Below are 20,184 nucleotides of genomic sequence, written 5' to 3' on the forward strand. Positions count from 1 at the left end.
TTTCGAGACAAGGAAAACTTCATGCCTACGCTGCTGATCGCCAACCGTGGCGAAATTGCCCTGCGAATCATCCGCACTGCCAGAAAAGAGGGATACCGCACGGTAGCCATCTACAGCGATGCCGACCGGGATGCACCCCATGTACACGCCGCGGATCTCGCCGTGCCGATTGGTGGTAATTCGCCTCAGGAATCCTATCTGGACATGGGCAAAATTCTGGATGCTGCCAGACGCAGTGGAGCCGACTGTGTCCATCCGGGCTACGGATTTCTGTCAGAGAACGCACTGTTTGCGCGAAAATGCGAGCAAGCCGGACTGTGTTTTATCGGCCCTTCAGCGGATGTAATCGAACTGATGGGAAATAAACGTCAGGCAAAAGTATTTGCGCTGTCCGCAGGCGTCCCCTGTATCCCCGGCTACGAGAGCTCACAGGATTCCGACGAGCTGCAAAAGCAGGCTGGACATATCGGGTACCCGGTCATGCTCAAGGCCGCCGCCGGTGGCGGTGGGCGCGGAATGCGCGTGGTGCAGCGTGAGCAGGATTTCCAGGCTCAGCTGAAATCCGCGCGACAGGAGGCAAAATCTGCGTTCGGCAACGACGAGATCATTCTGGAAAAGGCGCTGACGGAAGTTCACCATATCGAAATCCAGATATTTGCCGACGCGCAGGGGAACTGTATCCACCTCGGTGAAAGAGACTGCTCCGTTCAGCGCAGGCACCAGAAAGTTGTCGAAGAAGCACCCTCCCCGATTCTGACTTCCACACTTCGGAGCAGAATGGGCGCATCCGCCGTCGCGCTCGCAAAGGCCTGTGGTTATACCAACGCAGGTACTGTGGAATTTCTTGTAGATGGCGACGGGCAGTTTTATTTTCTGGAAATGAACACGCGGCTTCAGGTTGAGCACGGGGTAACAGAGCTCATCAGCGGTACCGACCTGGTGGCCTGGCAGCTCGCGGTGGCGCGGGGCGAGTCGCTACCGCAGCACCAGGAGGAGATTGCGCTTCATGGACACGCCATCGAAGTGCGCCTGTACGCCGAAGATCCGGAACGGAGCTTTCTCCCCCAGAGCGGAAAAATACTCTTCTGGGAAAATTCCTTCGCCGAAAGCCAGGTAAACGCGCGCGCAGCGCCGTTGGTTCGCTTTGACCACGCCCTGGCAACCGGAGTTACGATTCCCCCCTACTACGACCCGATGCTGGGAAAGCTGATGGCGTGGGGAAGAGACCGCGACGAGGCGCGGCGTTGCCTTTCACAAGCCCTGCAGGCGTTGACGTTGCTGGGCCCGCAGAACAACAGATCCTTTTTGCGGCAGATCATTGAGCACCCGATCTTCGCAACCGGCCAAGCCCACACTGGCTTTCTGGAACAGCAGTTTTCAACCGCTTTCAGCGACGGTACATCGGTAAACAGGGCCCGCGCCCTCGCCTGTGCGCTGTTCCACCATCTGGGAATAGCCCAGGAGAACGTTACCCGTGCCACAGCCAACTGGCACTCAGGGCCAATACCACTTGGCAGAGAATACCGGTTGAGAGATGGGGAGGACGTTCATGTAATCCGCCTCCGTGCGAATCCGGTCGGCCAGTATGAAGCTACATTGGAATCGGGCGACTGCCACCGTATTTCCGTGGCCTCCAGCGGACTTGCCAATACCTTGCCCCGCAAGCTCAACATCGACATTGACGGTGTCGTCTCACCGGTGCTCGTCCATATTTCCGAGGGGCAGCTATCGATGCTGTTCGAGCAGAGAGCCTGGACATATGAGGATATGACCTATGCACCGGCTCAACGCGAGGGACAATCGGGAAATGGCCTGATCCTGGCACCCATGGATGGATGTATTACCCAGATCTGCATTGAACCCGGTGCGTGGGTGGAACGCGGCTCGCTACTGGCGACGATGGAAGCTATGAAAATGGAACACACGCTGCGCGCGGATGGCGAAGGCACCGTCACCAAGGTCAATGCCCATGCCGGTGATCAGGTACACAGCGGGCAACTGGTAATCGAAATCGAGCACGCCGTCTGAGGGGCTCAGCGCCCTTTTTCCCGCGCTGTCGGTTCATCGTGTACTCCGGGAGTGTGAGGACCACCGCTCCAGACTTCCTGCTCGATACCCGGAATGTGGTGTCGACGGGAATCAAAAACCGGCTCCCGGATTCCCTGACGGAGCTGCTCTTCATAGTCCGCAAATACCCGGAATGCCACGCCGGAGAGCAACAGGATTGCGAGCAGGTTCGCCGACGCCATAAAGCCCATGGACATATCGGCCATATTCCAGAGCAATTTGAAATTGCCCTCGCTACCGCTCCAGGCCACCCAGGCGCCAAACAGGATGAAAGCAATGTACAAAACGCGATAGCAGAAAATGGAAAACCGGGTATGCCACAAATAAAAGATATTCGTCTCTGCGTAGTAGTAATTGGCAATGATCGAGGTAAAGGCGAAGAACAACAACGCGAGCGCTACGAAACTGTTGCCCCAGCTACCCACCTCACTGGACAGAGCCGATTGGGTCAGCGTCACGCCTTCCACCATGCCACTCAACTCCACGTCGCTCAGTAAAATGATCGCTGCAGTGGCTGTGCAGATCATCATGGTATCCAGAAATACCGAGGCCATCTGTACATAGCCCTGAACGACCGGATGTTTTACGTCTGCGGCGGCGCCGACATTGGGAGAGGACCCCATACCGGCCTCGTTGGAAAACAGTCCGCGTTTGATCCCGTTGGCAACCACGGCCCCAAAGGCGCCCGCACCCGCCTCCTGCACGCCAAATGCGCTGCTGAAAATCAATCCGAAAACCTCTGGAATCTTCGCCATATTTGCGAGGATTACAAACAACGCAATAGCGAGATAGCCAAGTGCCATCACCGGAACAACGATACCGGCGAATCTGCCGATAGATTTGATCCCGCCGAAAACAATTACCCCGGCCAGCACGGCAATGAGTACACCGATCAATAGCGGGTTGAATCCCCAGGCCGCGCTGATGGCTTCCGCCATCGCATTGGCCTGGACGGCGTTAAAGAAGAATCCGAAACAGATAATCAGGAATATGGAAAAGAGCACGGAGAGCCACTTCCAGCGTTTTCCCAAACCCTTGTCGATATAGTAAGCCGGCCCGCCGCGAAAGGTTCCCGGCGCTTCCCCCTGCTCTTTGAATACCTGCGCCAGTGTATTTTCAATCAGGCTGGTGGCCATACCTACGATCGCCACCACCCACATCCAGAACACCGCACCGGGGCCGCCAGCGGTGATGGCCACCGCAACGCCGGCAATATTGCCCGTCCCTACCCGGGCAGCGGCACTGGTGGCAAACGCCTGGAATGAAGAGATCGAGTCATCGTGCTCTTTGTGAAAGCTGCGGAACATGACCCGCAGCATCTGACAAAAACCCCGAATCTGCACGAAGCGGGTACGTACGGTGAAGTAGATACCGGCAGGCAATAATGCGGCAATCAGAATACCCAACCACCAGACACCACCAATACCGCCCCAGGTGAGGCTGTTTCCCCCGTCGATCACCGCCCCCAGGGCATTCAGGAAAGCATCCATGGGCAACTCCAATAGCGAGATCCGGAAACAAGATTCTTAAATCTGGCGCGTCAATAGACACATAGTCCAAGACTAGCAGGCTATTGAAGGTATGGAGACAAGATCAGGAAACCACCCGGTCAGTTAAAGAAAAATCTCCCGGGCGCGTTGTGGCGACACGACCCGACGCCCGGCCTCCTCGGCAACGCGCACCAGCGCCTCGATCAGTTGCCCGTTCCCGGAGGTCCGGGAGCCGTCGGGGAGATAAAAAGTATCTTCCATCCCCGTACGCAAGTGACCGCCCAGCTCGGCCGTTTTTCTGTGAACCGGCCAGATTTCCTCACGACCAATCAGCGTCGTCTGCCACAGCGCGCCAGGCTTCATATAACGCGGTAGAATCTCAAGCAGATCGCAGTCCGCGGGCATACCGGATGCCACACCCATTACCAGGTTGTAATTGGGCTCGGCCACCATGCCCACGTCCGCAAACATACCAACGGAACGCAAGATGCCCACATCAAAGCATTCAAACTCGGGGCGGATATGCAGTTCCCGGCAGGTAACCAGCAGCTCCTCTACCTTGTCCACAGTATTTTCGAACAGCATCGGCGGCCAGGCCCACTGGCCATTTGCACGCACTTTGAGGTAGTTCAGGCTGCCCGCATTGCACGCGGCGATCTCCGGCCGACCGGCGCGCAGACAATCCAGTGCGCCTTGTTGATCGCGCCCGATGGTACCGGTGGTGAAGTTGAGAATGACGCCGGGACACGCCTGGCGAATCGCTTCCGCGATGGACAGCGCCACTTGCGGCTCCCAACTTGGCAAATGCCCCCTGCCCTCATCCTGAGAGCGAAAGTGCACGTGCATTACCGATGCACCGGCGTCATATGCTTCTCTTGCAGACATCGCCATCTGCTCCGGCGTGACCGGCACCGGATGCTGGAGAGGATTGGTCAATACCCCGGTAAGGGCACAGGTGATCACAACTTCATCGGAAACAGGAACATTTGCAGACACAGGGCTCTCCCGGCGAATGTTAATTTTTATAGCTATTTTTAATTGTTAAGGCTGAAGCGATTACACTTCGTCCACACACACGAAACCAAGCGCGCGCTTGGTTCCAGTTGACCCTCCGAGCCTATGGCCTCGGCGAGGAAAATGCAATTTCCCGACAGCCCCATCGATAAAAAATGCGCAATGATGCCGCCGCTTGTACCAGATCAACAGCAACGTACAATGCCCGGCTAATGTTCTGAGGCCGGATATCAGGAGAAGTCTACCCCCATGTCAGAAGCCACCTTGTCAAAGACGGTCGCCCCCTACGGCAGCTGGGCCTCACCAATCAGCGCAGAACTGCTCACCGCCGGTAACGTGCGCCTGAGTGAAGCGAGGCTGTTTAATGGCAAGGCCTACTGGCTGGAATCCCGCCCAGCGGAAAAAGGCCGCTCCGTGCTGGTGGAGCGCGACTTGAGCGACGACACACAAAAACCGCACGACCTGATCCCCGCGCCACTGAGCGCGCGCAGCAAAGCCCACGAATACGGTGGAGGTACCTATACCGTAGGCAATGGCCATATTTATTTCGTACTTGCCGCCGACCAGCGCATTTACCGTATCGCCCCCGGCGGTGATATACCCGAGCCCGTCACCCCGGAGGGCCCCTGGCACTACGCCGACCTGCAACTGGACCCTCACCGCAACCGTCTGATCTGCGTGCAGGAAGACGAAAGTGAAACCGGCCGCGAAGCCATCGCCCGCATCATCGCGATCGACCTGTTAGCGGGAAATGATTTCGGCAGAACCAGTGTGCTCGCCGAAGGCGCAGACTTCTATTCCAATCCCGCGCTCAGTCCGGATGGCATGCAGTTGAGTTTTCTGCAGTGGCATCACCCCAATATGCCGTGGGATGCCACTGAGCTGATGCTGGCGGAGCTGGACGAAACCGGCGCAGTCGCCAAAACCCGACAGATTGCCGGCGGAAAGCATGAGTCCATATTCCAACCCCAGTGGTCGCCCGCAGGACAACTGTATTATGTGTCCGATAAAAGCAACTGGTGGAATATCTATCTCGCCGGCAGCGACCAGCCGCTGTGGCCAATGGAGGCGGAATTCGCCACGCCGCAGTGGGTATTCGGCATGTCTACCTATGGTTTTGTCGACCCCGCGCGAATGTTTTGCACCTTCACCCGGAATGGCCGCTGGCAGCTCGCACTGCTCGACCTGAATTCCGGCAGATCACAATTGCTCGAACACAGCGGCAGCGATTTTGAAAGTATCAGCTGTGCAGAAGGCCAGGCCCTGTTTATTACCAGTGGCGCAACGGACTTTCCCTCCATCGCGCTGTACCGGTCCGACACCAATCGTTTTTCCACAGTTGCCAGCAGTAGCGCCGCGCCGGTAGATACGAAAAGTTTCTCCCACGCGGAACCTGTTTCCTTCCAGCACCGGGGACGCGAAGTACACGCATTTTACTATCCACCGCGCAATCCGCTGTTTGTGGCACCGGACGGTGAAAAGCCGCCACTGATCGTTTTCGGCCACGGCGGCCCGACCGGTGCTACGTCCTCCGGTCTCAACCTCAAGGTGCAGTACTGGACCAGCCGCGGTTTCGCCATTCTCGATGTGAATTACTCCGGCAGTACCGGTTACGGCCGCGAATACCGCGACCGACTGCGGGACAACTGGGGAATTCTGGATGTGGAAGATGTCTGTGCGGGCGCGGAATATCTGGTACAGCAGGGTCTGGCCGATCCCGAACGCCTGCTGATCAAAGGTGGCAGCGCGGGAGGTTACACCGTGCTCGCCGCGCTGACCTTTCACGATACGTTTTCCGCGGGCGCCAGCCACTACGGTATTGGCGATCTCACCACACTCGCTCGCGATACCCACAAATTCGAGTCGCGTTATCTCGACACGCTGGTTGGCCCCTGGCCGCAGGCAGAAGCGGTGTACCGCGCCCGCTCGCCCATCAATCACATCGAGCAACTCGAATGCCCGGTGATTTTCTTTCAGGGTCTTGAGGACAAGGTGGTGCCTCCCAACCAGGCGGAGTCCATGGTCGCCGCCCTGCGCGAGCGGGGAATTCCCGTGGCCTATATCACCTTTGCAGACGAGGGGCACGGATTCCGCGCCGCCAGCAGTATTCGCATGGCACTGGAGGGAGAGCTGGAGTTTTACAGCCGTATTTTCGGTTTCACACTGCCCGAGCCGGGCCCGGGTATTTCCATCGACAATTTGCGCTCCCCATGAGGTTGCCATCGCCGGTGCCCGACCCACCAGATCAATCCGGTAAACGATACAGTCCTCTGGCGTAGGCCAGATTACTCCAGAGGGCGTTCCCGCGAGCGTGGACTATGTCGTCGATATACCTGTCCGAATCCAGCTCTTCGAGCAGATGCCGGCCATCGTGGGTGTAAACCCTGGGTGCCAGCCTGGGCCGCAAAATGACGGCGCGATCCACGCCCAGCCAGGAAAAGTGATCACCGTACTGCAACATGGCCCGCTGCTTGGCCACTGGAACATCTCTGGTCAGGTCAAATCCGATCAGCGGATGACGGCCACTGACTCCGGCGAGCGACAACAGAGTGGTAGGGAAATCAATCTGTGAGACCAGACGAGAATCAGTTTTCGGCGCAATACCTCCGCCGAGAATCAACGCGGGAATCCTGAAGCGATCAATCGGCACCAGGTTTGATCCAGAAACACGAGAATCGTGATCCGCAATAATCAGGAATACCGTGTTTTCCCAATAGTCAGATTTCTCCGCCCTGCGGATAAACTCCCCCAGAGCACAGTCCGCATAGCGCACGGCGTTTTCGCGGCTCGCCCGTTCAGCGGTGTAATTTGCCGGGCAGCTATCAGGAAATTCCCAGGGGCTGTGATTGGAGGTAGAAAATACCAGGCTGAAGAAAGGCTGCGAACGCCTGTTGAGCCGCTGAAACTGCTGATGCGCTTCCTCATACAGATCCTGGTCCGACGCCCCCCAGGAGCCGACAAACCTGGGGTTGGAGAACTTGGAGAGATCCCGGATATCCTCCACGCCATTGCCGAGGAAAAAACTCTTCATGTTATCGAAATGACTTTCTCCACCGTAAATAAACTGCGTGAAGTAGTCCTGCTTTTTCAGGAACGCGGCGAGAGTGAAAAAGTCTGACTGACTTTTGTCCAGTTTTACCACGGAGCGCGACGGACCCGGGGAGAACCCGGTGAATATGGCCTCGATACCACGCACTGACCGTGTTCCTGTCGCATAGGCATTGGTAAACCGCCACCCGTTTTCCATAAGAGCATCCAGATTTGGGGTCAGATTTTCTCCACCCAAACTGCCGACATAGCGGGCCCCAAGACTCTCCTGCAGCAATATGACGATATTTTTTGCCCGCCCCTGATATGACGCCTGATGCAAACGCAAGGTCGGAATATCATCGGACTCAAAACGCACACCGGACTGATCTGCTCCATCGCGGACACTGGCAATCACGTCAGCATCGCGCATGCTGCCATACAATTCCGACGCCTGAGCTTCCGAAGACGTGTTGTACAGGGCATACAACACTGAATATCCTGAATTCAGGACGATGGCGTTGACCAGGTTGTCATTACTGAAATACACCATTGATGGATTAAACGGGCGGTGCTGGAAACTCGATCTGATCGCCAGAGTGCAGACCAGTACCATTAAAATCGACATCCGGAGCTTTCTTGTCATTGCGCCGGAGTTAACCGACAACACCCCGCCGGACAGTAACTTCCTGCCCCAATATGTGGCCAGGACAATGCCACACACTGCCCACAAAATAGCGGGTTTGTAGCCTTGCCATAACATGCTGGAGACTTCCTGGGGGTAGGCCAGGTAATCAATGAACAGGCGGTTGGGGCGTGTGTCGTACTCCAGAATGAACGGCGGAGTGACCACCTCCATATAGATCACCAGAACCAATGCCAGCACCAGCCAGAACATCAATATCCGACCGAAAACTCTGGATAGCGATCCTTCAGATATCCATATTCCCAACAACAGCGGTACGGTATACAGATAACCAATCAACACCAGGTCGACCCGAAAGCCGTTGATGGCGATATCAAGGGCCGAAGAAAATGAACCAACCCGTTCAAAATATGCAGTACAGAGATACAACCGGGATGCCGTTAGAACAAGAAGCGTACTGGCAATGAATTTGGCAACCACCACAAGGGCTCGGTGACGATACATAGAGAAAGCTTCGCCGTTGATAATTTGACTTCAGGCCAGAAACCTAACAGTTCAACTGTCAAAAAATTGTCAACGGAAAGTCGGGCTCACTCAGGGTGAGCGGGAGATTTGCGCAACCGCTCCAGGAGAGCGACCTCGGGACACGCGATAAACAGTCATGGCGACCACGACCGATATGATCCATGACAGGCACATGGTCACCAGGGTGTGGCTCAAAAAGTGGTCGCCAATGGCCATTTTGTATACGCCAAGGGCCCACCCAAGACCCATACCCACCCCAAAGCCGATCCAGCGGTAAGCGCGGCGTTGAAACAGAAAGGCCAGGGACAGCAACGCAAACCCTCCGCTTGCATGCCCCGCAGGAAAGCAGCGTGCGTGTGCCGCCTGCCCGGAAGACAGGGTGGGCATCCAAAAGGTGCTATAGGGATAGCTCCCCCCATAGAGGGTCAGCTGACTCGGGCACGGGACATGCGTGATCCCCTTCAGGAATCCAACCAGCGCCACCGTCAGTACCGTGGAAATCAGAACGATCCATATTCCTGCTTTATGCTTATGAGCCAAGGGGATTTTCCCGGACGACATCACAGCTACCAGGGACAGCACGACCAGGACTGAAAGCACACGTTTGGGGCCGGTATAGAAGAGCAGTCGCAGAAACGTATCGTGCTTATCAATGACCCAGCGCGCGGCTTCAGACAGATAGAACCTGTCCTGTATCCACAAATCGATGCTGGTCAGTTCGCACAGTAAAATCGTTAACCCCAGCAGGGATACACCCGCAGCCAGCTGGACGAACAGGTTGCGATAATTCATGAAGAAAAGATATCCATACCCGCTTGATATACACTGGTCTTCACCTCCAAAAGCCCGAGCAGTGTATGAAACAGGTTGTCCTGACTGTACTCTCGCTGCGTGAAACCCGGTTCCCTCAATATGCCCCGCGCCCGCAAAAACTCCGGCCCCGCCCAGAAAATCATCGGTACATGTTTCTGAGACTCGGGAGCCAACGCATAGGGAAACCCATGCAGAAAAATCCCGTTCTCCCCAAGGGATTCTCCATGATCACTGATATACAGCAGTGCTGGCGAAAACGTTGACGATTCTGAACGCAGGTACTCGATTACCTGCCCCAGAAAATAGTCCGTATACAGAATGGAATTGTCGTAGGCATTGTCAATTTCCTCCCGGGTGCACTCCTCCAGCAGGTTGCTTGAACAACTCGGTGTGAACTTCGCAAAGGACTCCGGATACCGTCTGGAGTATTCAGGGCCGTGGCTGCCCATCTGATGCAAGACCACCAGAAGATCACCAGACGGTGTATTGGCAACCAGATTCCGGATACCATCGATCATTCCGATATCCCGACACTCAACATCGCAAGACGGATTAATCTCCGGATCGCGATAGTTGATATAAGGAACTCTCAGCGCAACGCCTTTCGAATCCGAGTTATTGTCCAGCCATGCCACAGTAACCCCCGCACGCTGAATGATGTCCAGCACATTATCGGTGGCCTTTGCCACTTTCTCGCTATAGTGATCCCGATCCAGAATGGAGAACATGCAGGGCACGGAAATCGCCGTCGCTGTGCCGCATGAAGACACATGCTCGAAGCTGAGCACCCCCTGCTCGGCCAGCATCGGGTTCGTACGTCTCCCATACCCGTTCAATGAGAAGTGATCCCAGCGCGCAGTTTCACCCACAACCAGGACCATCAGGCGCCTCTTGCCATTTCTGGCAACCTGCCTGGCGTCCCCCCCGATCTCCCGGTAGGGAATTCCGCGGCCATCATCAATTTTATCCACAGCATAGGAAATGGCGGTGTACAGTGGTGTCTCCGGGTTGGTATAAAAACGGATGGCTTTATGCTCCCGGAAAAATGAAGCGTAACTGCTACTGAACATTAACAGCATCAAAATGATAGTGAGTGCGGAGAACGCAATCAGCTTTGCCTTGGATATCAGGCTTTGATACAGCTCCTGGCGACGGATCGGTAACATCCAGACAAACAAAGCGGGAAGAACACCCAAAAATATCAGATAAAGAAAAAGTCGGGAATTGAGCAATCCCAGGGACTCAGACGTATCCGTCTGCAACGCGCTCTGGATCACCTCGCGACTGATAATGACATTGTATGTGTCCATGAAGTACGCCGATGCCGAAGCAATTATCAGCGCCGTGGCAAGTACAGGTTTGAACACCCGTCCTACAGCCAGGATCGTCATCAGAATACTGCTCAGCGCTACCAGCAAAAGCGTCAGGGATATGACAAATCCGGAATATTTCCAGGAGAAAGGATATGCATCGTACAAATGGGAAAAGAACGAATAATTGCCGGTAAGTGTGATCCAGACCGACACGGCAACAACAAGTTGAACTGCGGGGTATTCACGTAGTTTCAGCGCGGGCATCTCAAACCTGGCCTTTGGCAAGTAGACTCACCGGCAGACTAGGTCTGAGAGGGTCAAGAGCGCGTCAAAGAGATGTCAAAATTCTGTCAACGCCGCAAAAAACAGAACGGGTGGATTCCAAGGGTGGGACCACTAGTCAGCTGCCAACTTCACGCAGAAGACACACCCCTGAGGCTGAAGCTGACGCACGCTGACACTCCACCCCTGGTACTCACAGATGCGCTTAACCAGCGAAAGGCCGAGACCAAGGCCCTCTCCCCTGGCATGGGCGCCGCGTTGAAATGGTTCAAACAGACGGGATTGCTGTTCTGGCGCGATGCCGGGCCCGGTATCCTCCACCCGGAACCCACCATTGAACAGTTGCAGCTCCACTCTGCCCTGCTCCGTGTAGTGGAGGGCATTGCGCAACAGATTGGACATGACGGTTCGGAGAAACGTGGCCTGGTATCGGTTGTGGTCCTCTCCCTCGAGAGTACAGCGATAGTCGATTCCACGCGCGGCGAATTGCGCACGCCAGATCTTGTCCTGCTCCTTCGCCACCTCACTCAGGGAAGCCTGTCTTGTACCCGCGGCCATCGCCCCCCTCTCCCGGGCAAGAAGCAGGAACGTCTCCACCAGCTCCAGCATTTCCGCGCTGGCGCGATGGATGCGCTCCACCTGCTGCATCTGCTTCTCAGAGAGCCCGGTTGATTGGGACAGCAATTCGCACGAGGTGCCGATCACCATCAGAGGAGTGCGCAGCTCATGGCTGACGTCGCTGGTAAAGAGCTTTTCCCGTTCGAGAGACCGCCGCAGTTGTTCGAAGGTTTTATCAAACACCTCCGCCAACCGCCCCACTTCATCGTCCGCGTAGTTTTTTGCCAATAGTTCCAGCCCCTTGAAGCGTGCACCGGAGCGAACATCACTGGCGAGTTGCGCCACTGGCTGTAATACGCGATTCGCCAGCAGCGAACCCACTCCCCAAGCGATCAACAGGCTGACAAGGAAACAGGCCAATACCGCCTGATAGATCAGCTGCTCACGCGCTTCAAATTCCCGCTGATCCTGTATCAGGATGTACATCTCTTCGTCGCGTATCAATTTAAAGGCGTAATACGCCTGCGCGTCGGATACGACCTCTGAAAACCCCGGTTTCAGCGCGAGAAAATCAGATAGAGGATAGAACTGATCTGCCGCGGTAGTGTATAGCTTCTCGCTCTTGTCCAACTGAACCGGCTGCCCGGTCCCCAGCGCGTCCATTGCCAGCTCGAGATCCGACTGCATGTCTTTGGAAACGAGGCGCTCTTCTACGTGGTGCACAATCTCCACAATCCCGAATGAAAAGGCACCACTGGTCAACAGCGTCATCAGAACAAATGCCAGAACGATCCGCTGCTTGAGCGGCTGCCGAGTACTCAAGACACAGTCTCCGCAAGGCGGTACCCGATACCGTGCACCGTATGGATCAATGGCTTGTCGAAGGGCTTGTCGACGACCTGCCTCAACTGATGGATATGACTCCGCAAACTGTCGCGGTCCGGTATATCCTCACCCCAGATTTCCATTTCCATTACCTCACGTTTGACAACCGCCGGACTCCTGCGCATAAGCAATACCAGCAGTTTAACGCCCATGGGGTTCAGCTTCAGGGGTTGCCCGGCCCTACTCGCCTGATGTGTAGATGGATCAAATACCAAGTCCGCCACACGCAGCTCTGCCATCCCCATACCCCTGCTGCGCCGTGTAATGGCTTCGATTCTGGCAACCAGTTCAGCCAGTGAAAACGGCTTGATCAGATAGTCGTCAGCACCGGAGCGCAGACCTCTCAGGCGGTCCTCCAGCCCATCGCGGGCGGTCAACATGAGGATCGGCGTGTCTCTGCGTGCATCCTCACGCAATCGCTGGCAAAACTGGTAGCCGTCGACACCTGGAAGCATGATGTCGAGCACAATCAGGTCGTAATAATGGGTCGCAGCGAGATGCAGCCCACTGAGGCCGTCTTGCGCACAGTCGACACTGAAACCCTGCAATTCCAGATAATCCAGCACATTGGCGAGGATATCGACGTTGTCCTCCACCACCAGTATCCGCATGAGCACACTCCGCCTTCTGCTGTTTGAAAGTGAAATTTACGGTGCTCCCCACATGACTAGCAAGGTAATTTGACAAATCTTTGGCCTCCCAAAGAGTGAATTCGGGGTCCGCGTGAGGTAGCGAAACACCGGGACATACAGAAGATGCCCCTGTTTCTGGAAAATTCGTTTCCATATATGATGCGTTTCCGCAACTATCGGCACGAAGGAAGTTAATGCATGGGACGTTGGAGGCCACCTCGCCCACGGGGTTCGCGCTATATCACGCCGGAAGGCGCGCGCCGTATGCGCGCGGAAGTAAAGCAACTGTGGGAAGTGGAACGCCCGCGGGTTACGCAGGCAGTGAGTGATGCCGCCAAACTTGGTGATCGCAGCGAGAACGCCGACTACATCTATGGCAAGAAAAGGCTGAGGGAAATCGACAGCCGGGTACGCTTTCTCACCAAGCGCCTTGAAGAAGTCACCGTGGTTGACCGCATCCCCGACGACCGGGAAAAAATCTTCTTTGGTGCCTGGGTGACACTGGAAGACGAGGACGGCCGAATAGTGAAATACCGTATCGTCGGCCCGGACGAGTTCAATGTGAAGGAAGGCCTGATTTCCATGGACTCCCCCGTCGCCCGCGCCCTGCTCGGCAAGCGTCTCGACGATGAGGTGGAAATCCAACAGATGGAAAAGTGGGTGACCTATTACATCAGCGAGATTGAATACGCAGAAATTTCCGATGAGGAGCAAAAGCCAGTTTAGCGAACATCACGGCTGACAGACTGCGCTATCCCGAAGGATTAACCGCCCCTCATCGAGGTTTTCGCGGCCGTCAATCCACAGCTTGCGCTTCGGGGAATTGCCATTCACCACTTAGAATTTCCGCGCGCGGACGGTAGAGGCGCACCAGGTAATTCCAGCCGGGCATGATTGGCAGACAGTTGGGAACACGGCCATCACAACTGCCGAACTGTACACTCACCGAGCCGTCAGCGCTCTTCTGGGCGGTAACATTGTTGAGTGTGTAGGCGTCGTACCGGTTTTTCTCAAAATAACCTTCGGCATTGTACAGGCTAATGGACCAAAAGCCGTCGACCGGCACCTTGCCCACGTGGAGTTTGTACGTTGTCTTACCATCGTTGCGCGCCGGGGTGACGTTCAGGTACAGGGCTTCCTTCTCCGGATTGCCGCCCCACGCAGAAGCGGAACCGATCAGGTGGCGCACAGGGTCCACCTGGCCCTTTTTACCGAACATACCCTTGGTGTCAGGCAGGGTCGAGGCCAATGCGAGCAGCGCCGTGCGCACCTTATCCTGGCTCTCCCTGTCCCAATTAGGCACGGCAAATTTTCCGGGTCCACCCGGCTGCTCCATTTTGATTGCGTCCTGCAGCGCGCGCACCTGCTGCATATCTCGCTGGTCCTCCGGGTTTGCGAGTATGCGCACCGCCATCAGCAAATAGCGGGTACCAATCTTGTCTTTGGAAAAGGTGTAGCGTCCAGGCTTGTAGATGACATCGTGGGTGTACTGATCCTCGTCGATCACCTGCATGGACAGAAAGCGCTTGCCCGCATCCGGCAGGGTGATGGTCACCGGGCCGGCGTCCAGATCAAAGACCGCGCCCGAATACAGGGTGTCGCGGTTCATGCGGATCACATCCTGGTGGTCCAGCGGGGTGGGTTCGCGGTAATGGAAAAATTTGCCGATTCCGCCGGCGGTCTTGACCACGTTACCGAAGTACAGGTCCGTCTCGGCGCGGGGAAAGTTGTCCGCAGTCACCGGTAATGACGGCTGTGCAATGGCTGGCGGTACGGCGACCAGCAGTGGAACGAAAAGCAGCAACGCGGCGGTCAGCAGTTTCAATTTTTTCAGAATTCCGATCACAAGTTACCTCTATCCTTCGTCAGGGTATTTTCTCCAGGTCTGGCAGCACCCAGCGTTTTTCAAAGAAGCTCTGCTCCGGGCCGTAAAGGCGGAACATCACTTCGAACTGGCCGCCGGCCTTGGTGGGCACCCAGTTGGATTCTCTGCCCTCGGGCGCTCGCGGCCCGAACCAGATATCCACCGAACCGTCCGTATTCTTGTGTAGCCCCTGTGAATTTGAACCCCGGCTGGATCGCGGTGTGTCACGGATCAGCGCGTGGCTGGTGCGGTCGTAGACAGTAGCGGACCAGTACTGCCTCACCGGCGCATCGGCGGGCACGCGCAGACGATAAGTCGAGCCGCCATCAAGATCGTTACCGGCATTGTCCTTGATCGTCATCAGGTAGTATTGGCCGGCGCCCAGCTGCTTGGTGCTGAAATAGGCGTAGCTGTAGGTGCGGCCGCGCCCGTCTATGGGATAGCTGTCCGGCTTCGCAAAATTCGTGGACATGCCCTCCACCACTTCCGGTGAAGCGGGCAGTGCCCAGCGCGCATCCTTGTCGAACGGCGGGAAAAATTCTTCGTAGATGCTGTCCATCCACGCGTGCGCCTCACGCGCGGCGTCTTCGAGATCCGCTTGTGTCTTTTCGTCGGACTGGAACGGCTTGCCCTTCTCGATACCGATGGTCTTCAACATATCGATCATCGCCCTGTCCCGCTCGAGCCAAGGCTCGCGCTGCACGAAATCGTTCAGCGACTGGTAGAAGCGCAGATCATAGGGAATGGTGGCGTCGAACATCTGGTCTAGCGCATCGACGAATTTTGTCGGCGGCGGATTCGCGGCCTGCGCCAACGGATAGAGCTTAATGCGCTTGGCGTATTGCACCGCTTTGGCGATATCCGCCTCACTGCCACTGCCGATGTCTGAACGCAGTATCGCGAAACCCGCATAGGTGGAAGACGGTAGAGGCAGATAGCCTGCAGGCACCTTGTCCTCGTAACCAGGCGGCAGTATCAGGTACTTGCCACCCCTGCCCTTGTCCAGCCCCGCAGGCCCCACGTCAGCAATCGCCGTCTGCCAGGCGTCGTCCACCGAGCCTACGATCACGCCGCCGTCGGCGGGCGGTATTTCCAGCACCACCGGTCCCTCACGCGTGTCGTAGAAGGGCATGAAGTAAATGGTATCGGGATTGGGCGTCAGCGTCTGGTTCTTCCAGCCAAAGGGACGCGACCAGTAGGCCACTTGGTTGGGCTCACCACCAATCTGTTCGAAAGCCTGACGCATGCGTTCGAAGTTCACCGCCGGCATACCCCAGTTCACCGCTTCCACTGCACGGTTTCGGAGTCTTAGTTGTTCAAGCTGCTCTGGTGTATGGATAGGCTTGGACGCGTAAGCGGTAAGTGCAAAGAGGGCGATAACAAGAAAAATTAGGGTACTGGAACGATACATACGTATACCTCCAATTAAACTTGGACAGGCATTCACAGAACCTTAGCTCTGCTTACCTGCCCTCCTCTCAGCCCGGCGGCACCACCACTTCGTATACCACTTGACTGCGGGCATCTTCTTTACGGCGCATAAATATAGAGTGCGAGTGACAAGTGTCTCGTTTCGTCAAAATGCCGACCGGCGATTACTGGCGCAAAAAAGGCATCAAATAGACCGCCCTTGCGATCATCGTTCTCCAGACCGATGGGCTCCAGTTGAAGGTTCGCATGCGCGGTAACGTGCACCACGGGCACAGTAACAAGAGACGCGAAATTCCATTTTCCCGCCCCGGTATCCCACACATACATACCGGACAACGACATCAGGTCAAAAGTGGCCTCGAGATCGAGAGCGGTAAGACCCGCGATTGGGACATCAATATCGCCGCTAATTTCTCCACGGTAGCCAAGGTAAGCAAGCTGCATATTGAGCCCCGGCTCCGGCGGTACCATGCCGGCGAACGACACCACCTGCGCACCGGTAATTGCACGCCCGAGCGCGCCCTCGGTCGCGAGGGCTCCGAGTGGAATCAGCAGGAAAAACCAAAATACGGAAACAACAAAGGTGAGGGAACGCGTCATTTCGGGAATCTGAACTAAGCACAACTAGTTGATGGAAATCAGTCTAGTCCAAGGGTGCGCCCGTCAGGAATGATCGACATAGGAAGCAAGCGAAACCACAACGCTTTTCGGCAGGGTGGTTTCGCGTCACGCGGAAGGGCCTGTCTCGCCTCCCGGGATTGAAATGAGTTATCTCACGCCGTCCAACAGGTGACGCGCGATAATCAGACGCTGTATTTCGCTAGTACCTTCGTAAATAGTGGTGATGCGCACATCCCGCGCCATGCGCTCCAGTGGAAACTCTTTGGTATAACCCACACCACCATGCATCTGTAGCGCGACATAACAGGCCTCGTTGGCTTTCTCGGAGGCGTAGAGTTTTGCCATGGAGGCTGCGGGACCGAAGTGTTGGCCTGCGTCTTTTTGCCAAGCGGCCTGTAGCAGCAGCAGACGCGCCGCTTCCATTTCGGTGTACTTATCCGCGAGCTGCCATTGCAACCCCTGGAACTGGGCCAGCGGCTTGCCAAACTGTTCGCGCTCCTGCAGATAAGCGCGGGCACAATCCAGTGCTTCGAGACCGATACCCAGTGCCAGGGAACCGATACCGATACGACCGCCCGCCAGCTCGCCGGCGGCGATGCGGAAACCGCGGTTTTCGTCCCCCAGCATATTGCGCGCGGGAATACGGCAATCCTCGAACGCCACTTCGTTGGTGACCGAGGCCTTCTGCCCCATTTTTTCTTCAGCTTTGCCGATCACCAGCCCCGGCGTACCGGCCTCCACCAGGAAACAGGAAATGCCTTTACCTTTCGGCGCCGACGCATCGGTAACCGCCCACACCACAAACACACCGGCAAATTCAGCGCTGCTGATAAACAGCTTGCTGCCGTTCAGCACGTAGTCGTCGCCATCCTTGACCGCACGGGTGCGCATGGCGGCGGCGTCGGAACCGGAGCTGGGTTCGGTAAGGCAGAAAGAACCCGCGGCATATTCACCGCTACAAATTTTCGGCAGGAAATAATTTTTCTGCTCGTCGGTCCCCATCGCCTGGATCACTTCCGCCACCATATTGGTAACCGATGTTGTGGTGGCGGTGGACGCACAGCCGCGGGCAATTTCGGTGATCGCAAGACTGAAGGCAATGGTACCGGCACCGGTACCGCCGTATTCGGGGTCGATGTTGATTCCCATAAACCCGAGTTCCGCCAGCTCTTTGAGCTTTTGCAGAAACAACGCGCGGTTGCCGGTCTTGTCCAGCTCGGCGGCGATCGGCTTCAGTTCGCTGTCGGCAAACTGGCGCGCGGCCTCCTGGATCATCTGCTGTTCATCGGTCAGTGCAAAATTCATGGTGTTTTCTCGCTCATTCTCGCCTTCGATACATTGTGGCAAAGGCTGCTTATTGTTGTTTAAGTAAAACGCTCTTCGTACGGCTGGTTGCCGACATGGTGTTTATCGAAAAAGAAAGCGCTTCAGCGCACCCTGCTGGATCGCCACGCCCAGCAGAATAAGCCCAAGCCCGGCCACCGTGGCCACATGAATGTTTTCCCCCACCAGCAGTGCAATCAGCAGTAGCGACAGCGGTGGTGATAAATAAATAAGATTGCTGATGCGCGCGGTGTTGTCACAACTGAGCAGTGCGCCCTGCCACAGCAAAAAGGCGATACCCATTTCAAACATACCCACGTACAGTGCGCCCATCCAGCCCTCGATCGGTGGCCACTGCCAACCGCCCTGCCCGACACCCTGCCATAGCACCGCCGCAAACAGCCACGGCAGACCGCAGCAGAAAGTAAGTAACAGGTTTACCGCGGCATTGCCACCGATACGGGTATTCAACAGCCAGTAGCAGGACCAGATCACGGTACTGAACAGCGCCAGTGCAACACCCAGCGGCTGGTCAAACTGCAAAGAAAAAAGTTCACCTTTCGTCGCAATCACCAGCACGCCGGTATAGCACACGAGCCCCGCCAATAGATCTTGTCGACGCAACTTCTGTTTCAGTAACGGAACGGACAACAGTGCCAACACCACACCCCAGGTGTAATTCAGCGGCTGCGCCTGCTGCGCGGGCAGAAGCGCGTAGGCATTGAACAGCACCAGGTAGTAGAGGAACGGATTGCAGAAACCAAGGGCCAGGTACCATATGTAGTTTGCCCGCCAGCTGGTACGCAATTCCGGCAAACGGCGCTGCCAGCAGATCACGCCAAACATAAACAGGGAGGAAACCACGGAGGCAATAGTCACCAGCTGCAGCGGGGAGAGGTATTGCAGTGACAACTTGAAGGCGCTGGCCACGGTGGACCAGCAGAGCACGGCGGCCAGCGCCAGCACCGTCGCCCGGCGATTACCCTGTATTACTGAGGCTGATTGCTCGGTCATTTTCGACACCGACAGACGGAACCGCTGAGTCATACGGCTTGGGTTGTTGTTTGATTAACACGCTTTTCGGCTATAAACAACGATGGCAGGCGCCAGGCGCCTGCCATCTCTTACGGACGTTTTTCCTGAGAGTCTATTCCTTCCCAGACACTGCCATCAGCGCTTGCCGCTTTTGGGCTCCGGGTCGGGAACCGCCACCGAGGTGTCGGTTTTCACTTCTTCCATCACCACATAGGTATGGGTTTCGCGCACGCCGGGTACGGAAGCCAGCTTTTCACCAAGGAATTGACGGTAACCGAGCATATCCTTGATGCGGATTTTTACCAGGTAGTCGAAACCACCGGCCACCATGTGGCATTCCTGCACCTCTTCGAGGCCGGACACATGCTTGTTGAACGCTTCCAGCGATTCGGTCGCGGTATCGGTAAGAGAGACCTGTATGTACACCACCAGGCCCGCGTGTACTTTCAGCGGATCGAGCAGTGCCACATAGTCTTTGATGAAGCCCTCGCGCTCGAGCCGCTTCACCCGCTCAAGGCAGGGTGTGGGACTGAGATTGACGCGACGGGCCAGCTCCACATTGGGAAGGCGGCCTGCGCGCTGCAGAATCCGCAGGATCTGACGGTCGATACGGTCCAGATCTTCCAATTTACGAGACATGACAAAATACCCTACTGGT

The 20,184-nt window shown here is 56.3% G+C and carries 16 protein-coding genes; 3 read left to right on the forward strand and 13 right to left on the reverse strand.

The window, feature by feature from the left end:
• The first annotated feature begins 21 nt into the window (after positions 1-21).
• Complete coding sequence (locus C3938_RS16385; RefSeq protein WP_105104286.1) at positions 22-2,028, forward strand: biotin carboxylase N-terminal domain-containing protein; 2,007 nt, start codon at positions 22-24, stop codon at positions 2,026-2,028.
• A gap of 5 nt (positions 2,029-2,033) precedes the next feature.
• Here C3938_RS16385 and C3938_RS16390 read toward each other — a convergent pair whose 3' ends face one another.
• Positions 2,034-3,557: an alanine/glycine:cation symporter family protein gene (locus C3938_RS16390; RefSeq protein WP_105104287.1), complete on the reverse strand. Its 1,524-nt coding sequence runs from the start codon at positions 3,555-3,557 to the stop codon at positions 2,034-2,036.
• Positions 3,558-3,680: 123 nt separating this feature from the next.
• Entirely contained in the window at positions 3,681-4,553 is an 873-nt protein-coding gene (locus tag C3938_RS16395) for a 3-keto-5-aminohexanoate cleavage protein (protein WP_105104288.1), read from the reverse strand.
• Positions 4,554-4,820: 267 nt separating this feature from the next.
• On the opposite strand from C3938_RS16395, the gene C3938_RS16400 reads away from it, so the two are divergent.
• Complete coding sequence (locus C3938_RS16400) at positions 4,821-6,785, forward strand: S9 family peptidase (protein ID WP_199775634.1); 1,965 nt, start codon at positions 4,821-4,823, stop codon at positions 6,783-6,785.
• Between the two features lie 31 nt (positions 6,786-6,816).
• On the opposite strand, the gene C3938_RS16405 is transcribed toward C3938_RS16400, so the two are convergent.
• The 5 genes from C3938_RS16405 to C3938_RS16425 all read right to left on the reverse strand — a co-directional run bounded on the left by C3938_RS16405 (position 6,817) and on the right by C3938_RS16425 (position 13,231).
• Positions 6,817-8,748, reverse strand: a complete 1,932-nt coding sequence (locus C3938_RS16405) for an LTA synthase family protein (RefSeq protein WP_105104289.1) — start codon at positions 8,746-8,748, stop codon at positions 6,817-6,819.
• Positions 8,749-8,838: 90 nt separating this feature from the next.
• Entirely contained in the window at positions 8,839-9,561 is a 723-nt protein-coding gene (locus tag C3938_RS16410) for a phosphatase PAP2 family protein (RefSeq protein WP_105104290.1), read from the reverse strand.
• Positions 9,558-11,159 (reverse strand): phosphoethanolamine transferase, encoded by a 1,602-nt coding sequence (locus C3938_RS16415; RefSeq protein ID WP_158681744.1) that lies wholly within the window; start codon positions 11,157-11,159, stop codon positions 9,558-9,560. The genes C3938_RS16410 and C3938_RS16415 overlap by 4 nt, the downstream gene beginning before the upstream one ends.
• A 132-nt stretch (positions 11,160-11,291) precedes the next feature.
• Complete coding sequence (locus C3938_RS16420; protein WP_105104292.1) at positions 11,292-12,557, reverse strand: sensor histidine kinase; 1,266 nt, start codon at positions 12,555-12,557, stop codon at positions 11,292-11,294.
• Positions 12,554-13,231: a response regulator transcription factor gene (locus C3938_RS16425; protein WP_105104293.1), complete on the reverse strand. Its 678-nt coding sequence runs from the start codon at positions 13,229-13,231 to the stop codon at positions 12,554-12,556. The genes C3938_RS16420 and C3938_RS16425 overlap by 4 nt, the downstream gene beginning before the upstream one ends.
• 219 nt (positions 13,232-13,450) lie before the next feature.
• On the opposite strand from C3938_RS16425, the gene greB reads away from it, so the two are divergent.
• Positions 13,451-13,978 (forward strand): transcription elongation factor GreB, encoded by a 528-nt coding sequence (greB, locus tag C3938_RS16430; protein ID WP_105104294.1) that lies wholly within the window; start codon positions 13,451-13,453, stop codon positions 13,976-13,978.
• 70 nt (positions 13,979-14,048) lie between these two features.
• On the opposite strand, the gene C3938_RS16435 is transcribed toward greB, so the two are convergent.
• The 6 genes from C3938_RS16435 to C3938_RS16460 all read right to left on the reverse strand — a co-directional run bounded on the left by C3938_RS16435 (position 14,049) and on the right by C3938_RS16460 (position 20,165).
• A complete protein-coding gene (locus tag C3938_RS16435; protein WP_199775635.1) occupies positions 14,049-15,098 on the reverse strand; it encodes a DUF1254 domain-containing protein in 1,050 nt (349 codons plus the stop codon).
• A 19-nt stretch (positions 15,099-15,117) separates the two neighbouring features.
• Positions 15,118-16,407 (reverse strand): DUF1254 domain-containing protein, encoded by a 1,290-nt coding sequence (locus C3938_RS16440; protein ID WP_199775636.1) that lies wholly within the window; start codon positions 16,405-16,407, stop codon positions 15,118-15,120.
• Positions 16,408-16,646: 239 nt separating this feature from the next.
• Entirely contained in the window at positions 16,647-17,147 is a 501-nt protein-coding gene (locus C3938_RS16445) for a transporter (RefSeq protein ID WP_105104296.1), read from the reverse strand.
• A gap of 168 nt (positions 17,148-17,315) precedes the next feature.
• Positions 17,316-18,473 (reverse strand): acyl-CoA dehydrogenase family protein, encoded by a 1,158-nt coding sequence (locus C3938_RS16450; RefSeq protein ID WP_105104297.1) that lies wholly within the window; start codon positions 18,471-18,473, stop codon positions 17,316-17,318.
• 102 nt (positions 18,474-18,575) lie between these two features.
• Positions 18,576-19,505 (reverse strand): DMT family transporter, encoded by a 930-nt coding sequence (locus tag C3938_RS16455; protein WP_105104582.1) that lies wholly within the window; start codon positions 19,503-19,505, stop codon positions 18,576-18,578.
• A 156-nt stretch (positions 19,506-19,661) separates the two neighbouring features.
• Positions 19,662-20,165 (reverse strand): Lrp/AsnC ligand binding domain-containing protein, encoded by a 504-nt coding sequence (locus tag C3938_RS16460; protein WP_105104298.1) that lies wholly within the window; start codon positions 20,163-20,165, stop codon positions 19,662-19,664.
• Positions 20,166-20,184 lie beyond the last annotated feature (19 nt).

Source organism: Microbulbifer pacificus (genome assembly GCF_002959965.1).
Taxonomy (GTDB): Bacteria; Pseudomonadota; Gammaproteobacteria; order Pseudomonadales; family Cellvibrionaceae; genus Microbulbifer; species Microbulbifer pacificus_A.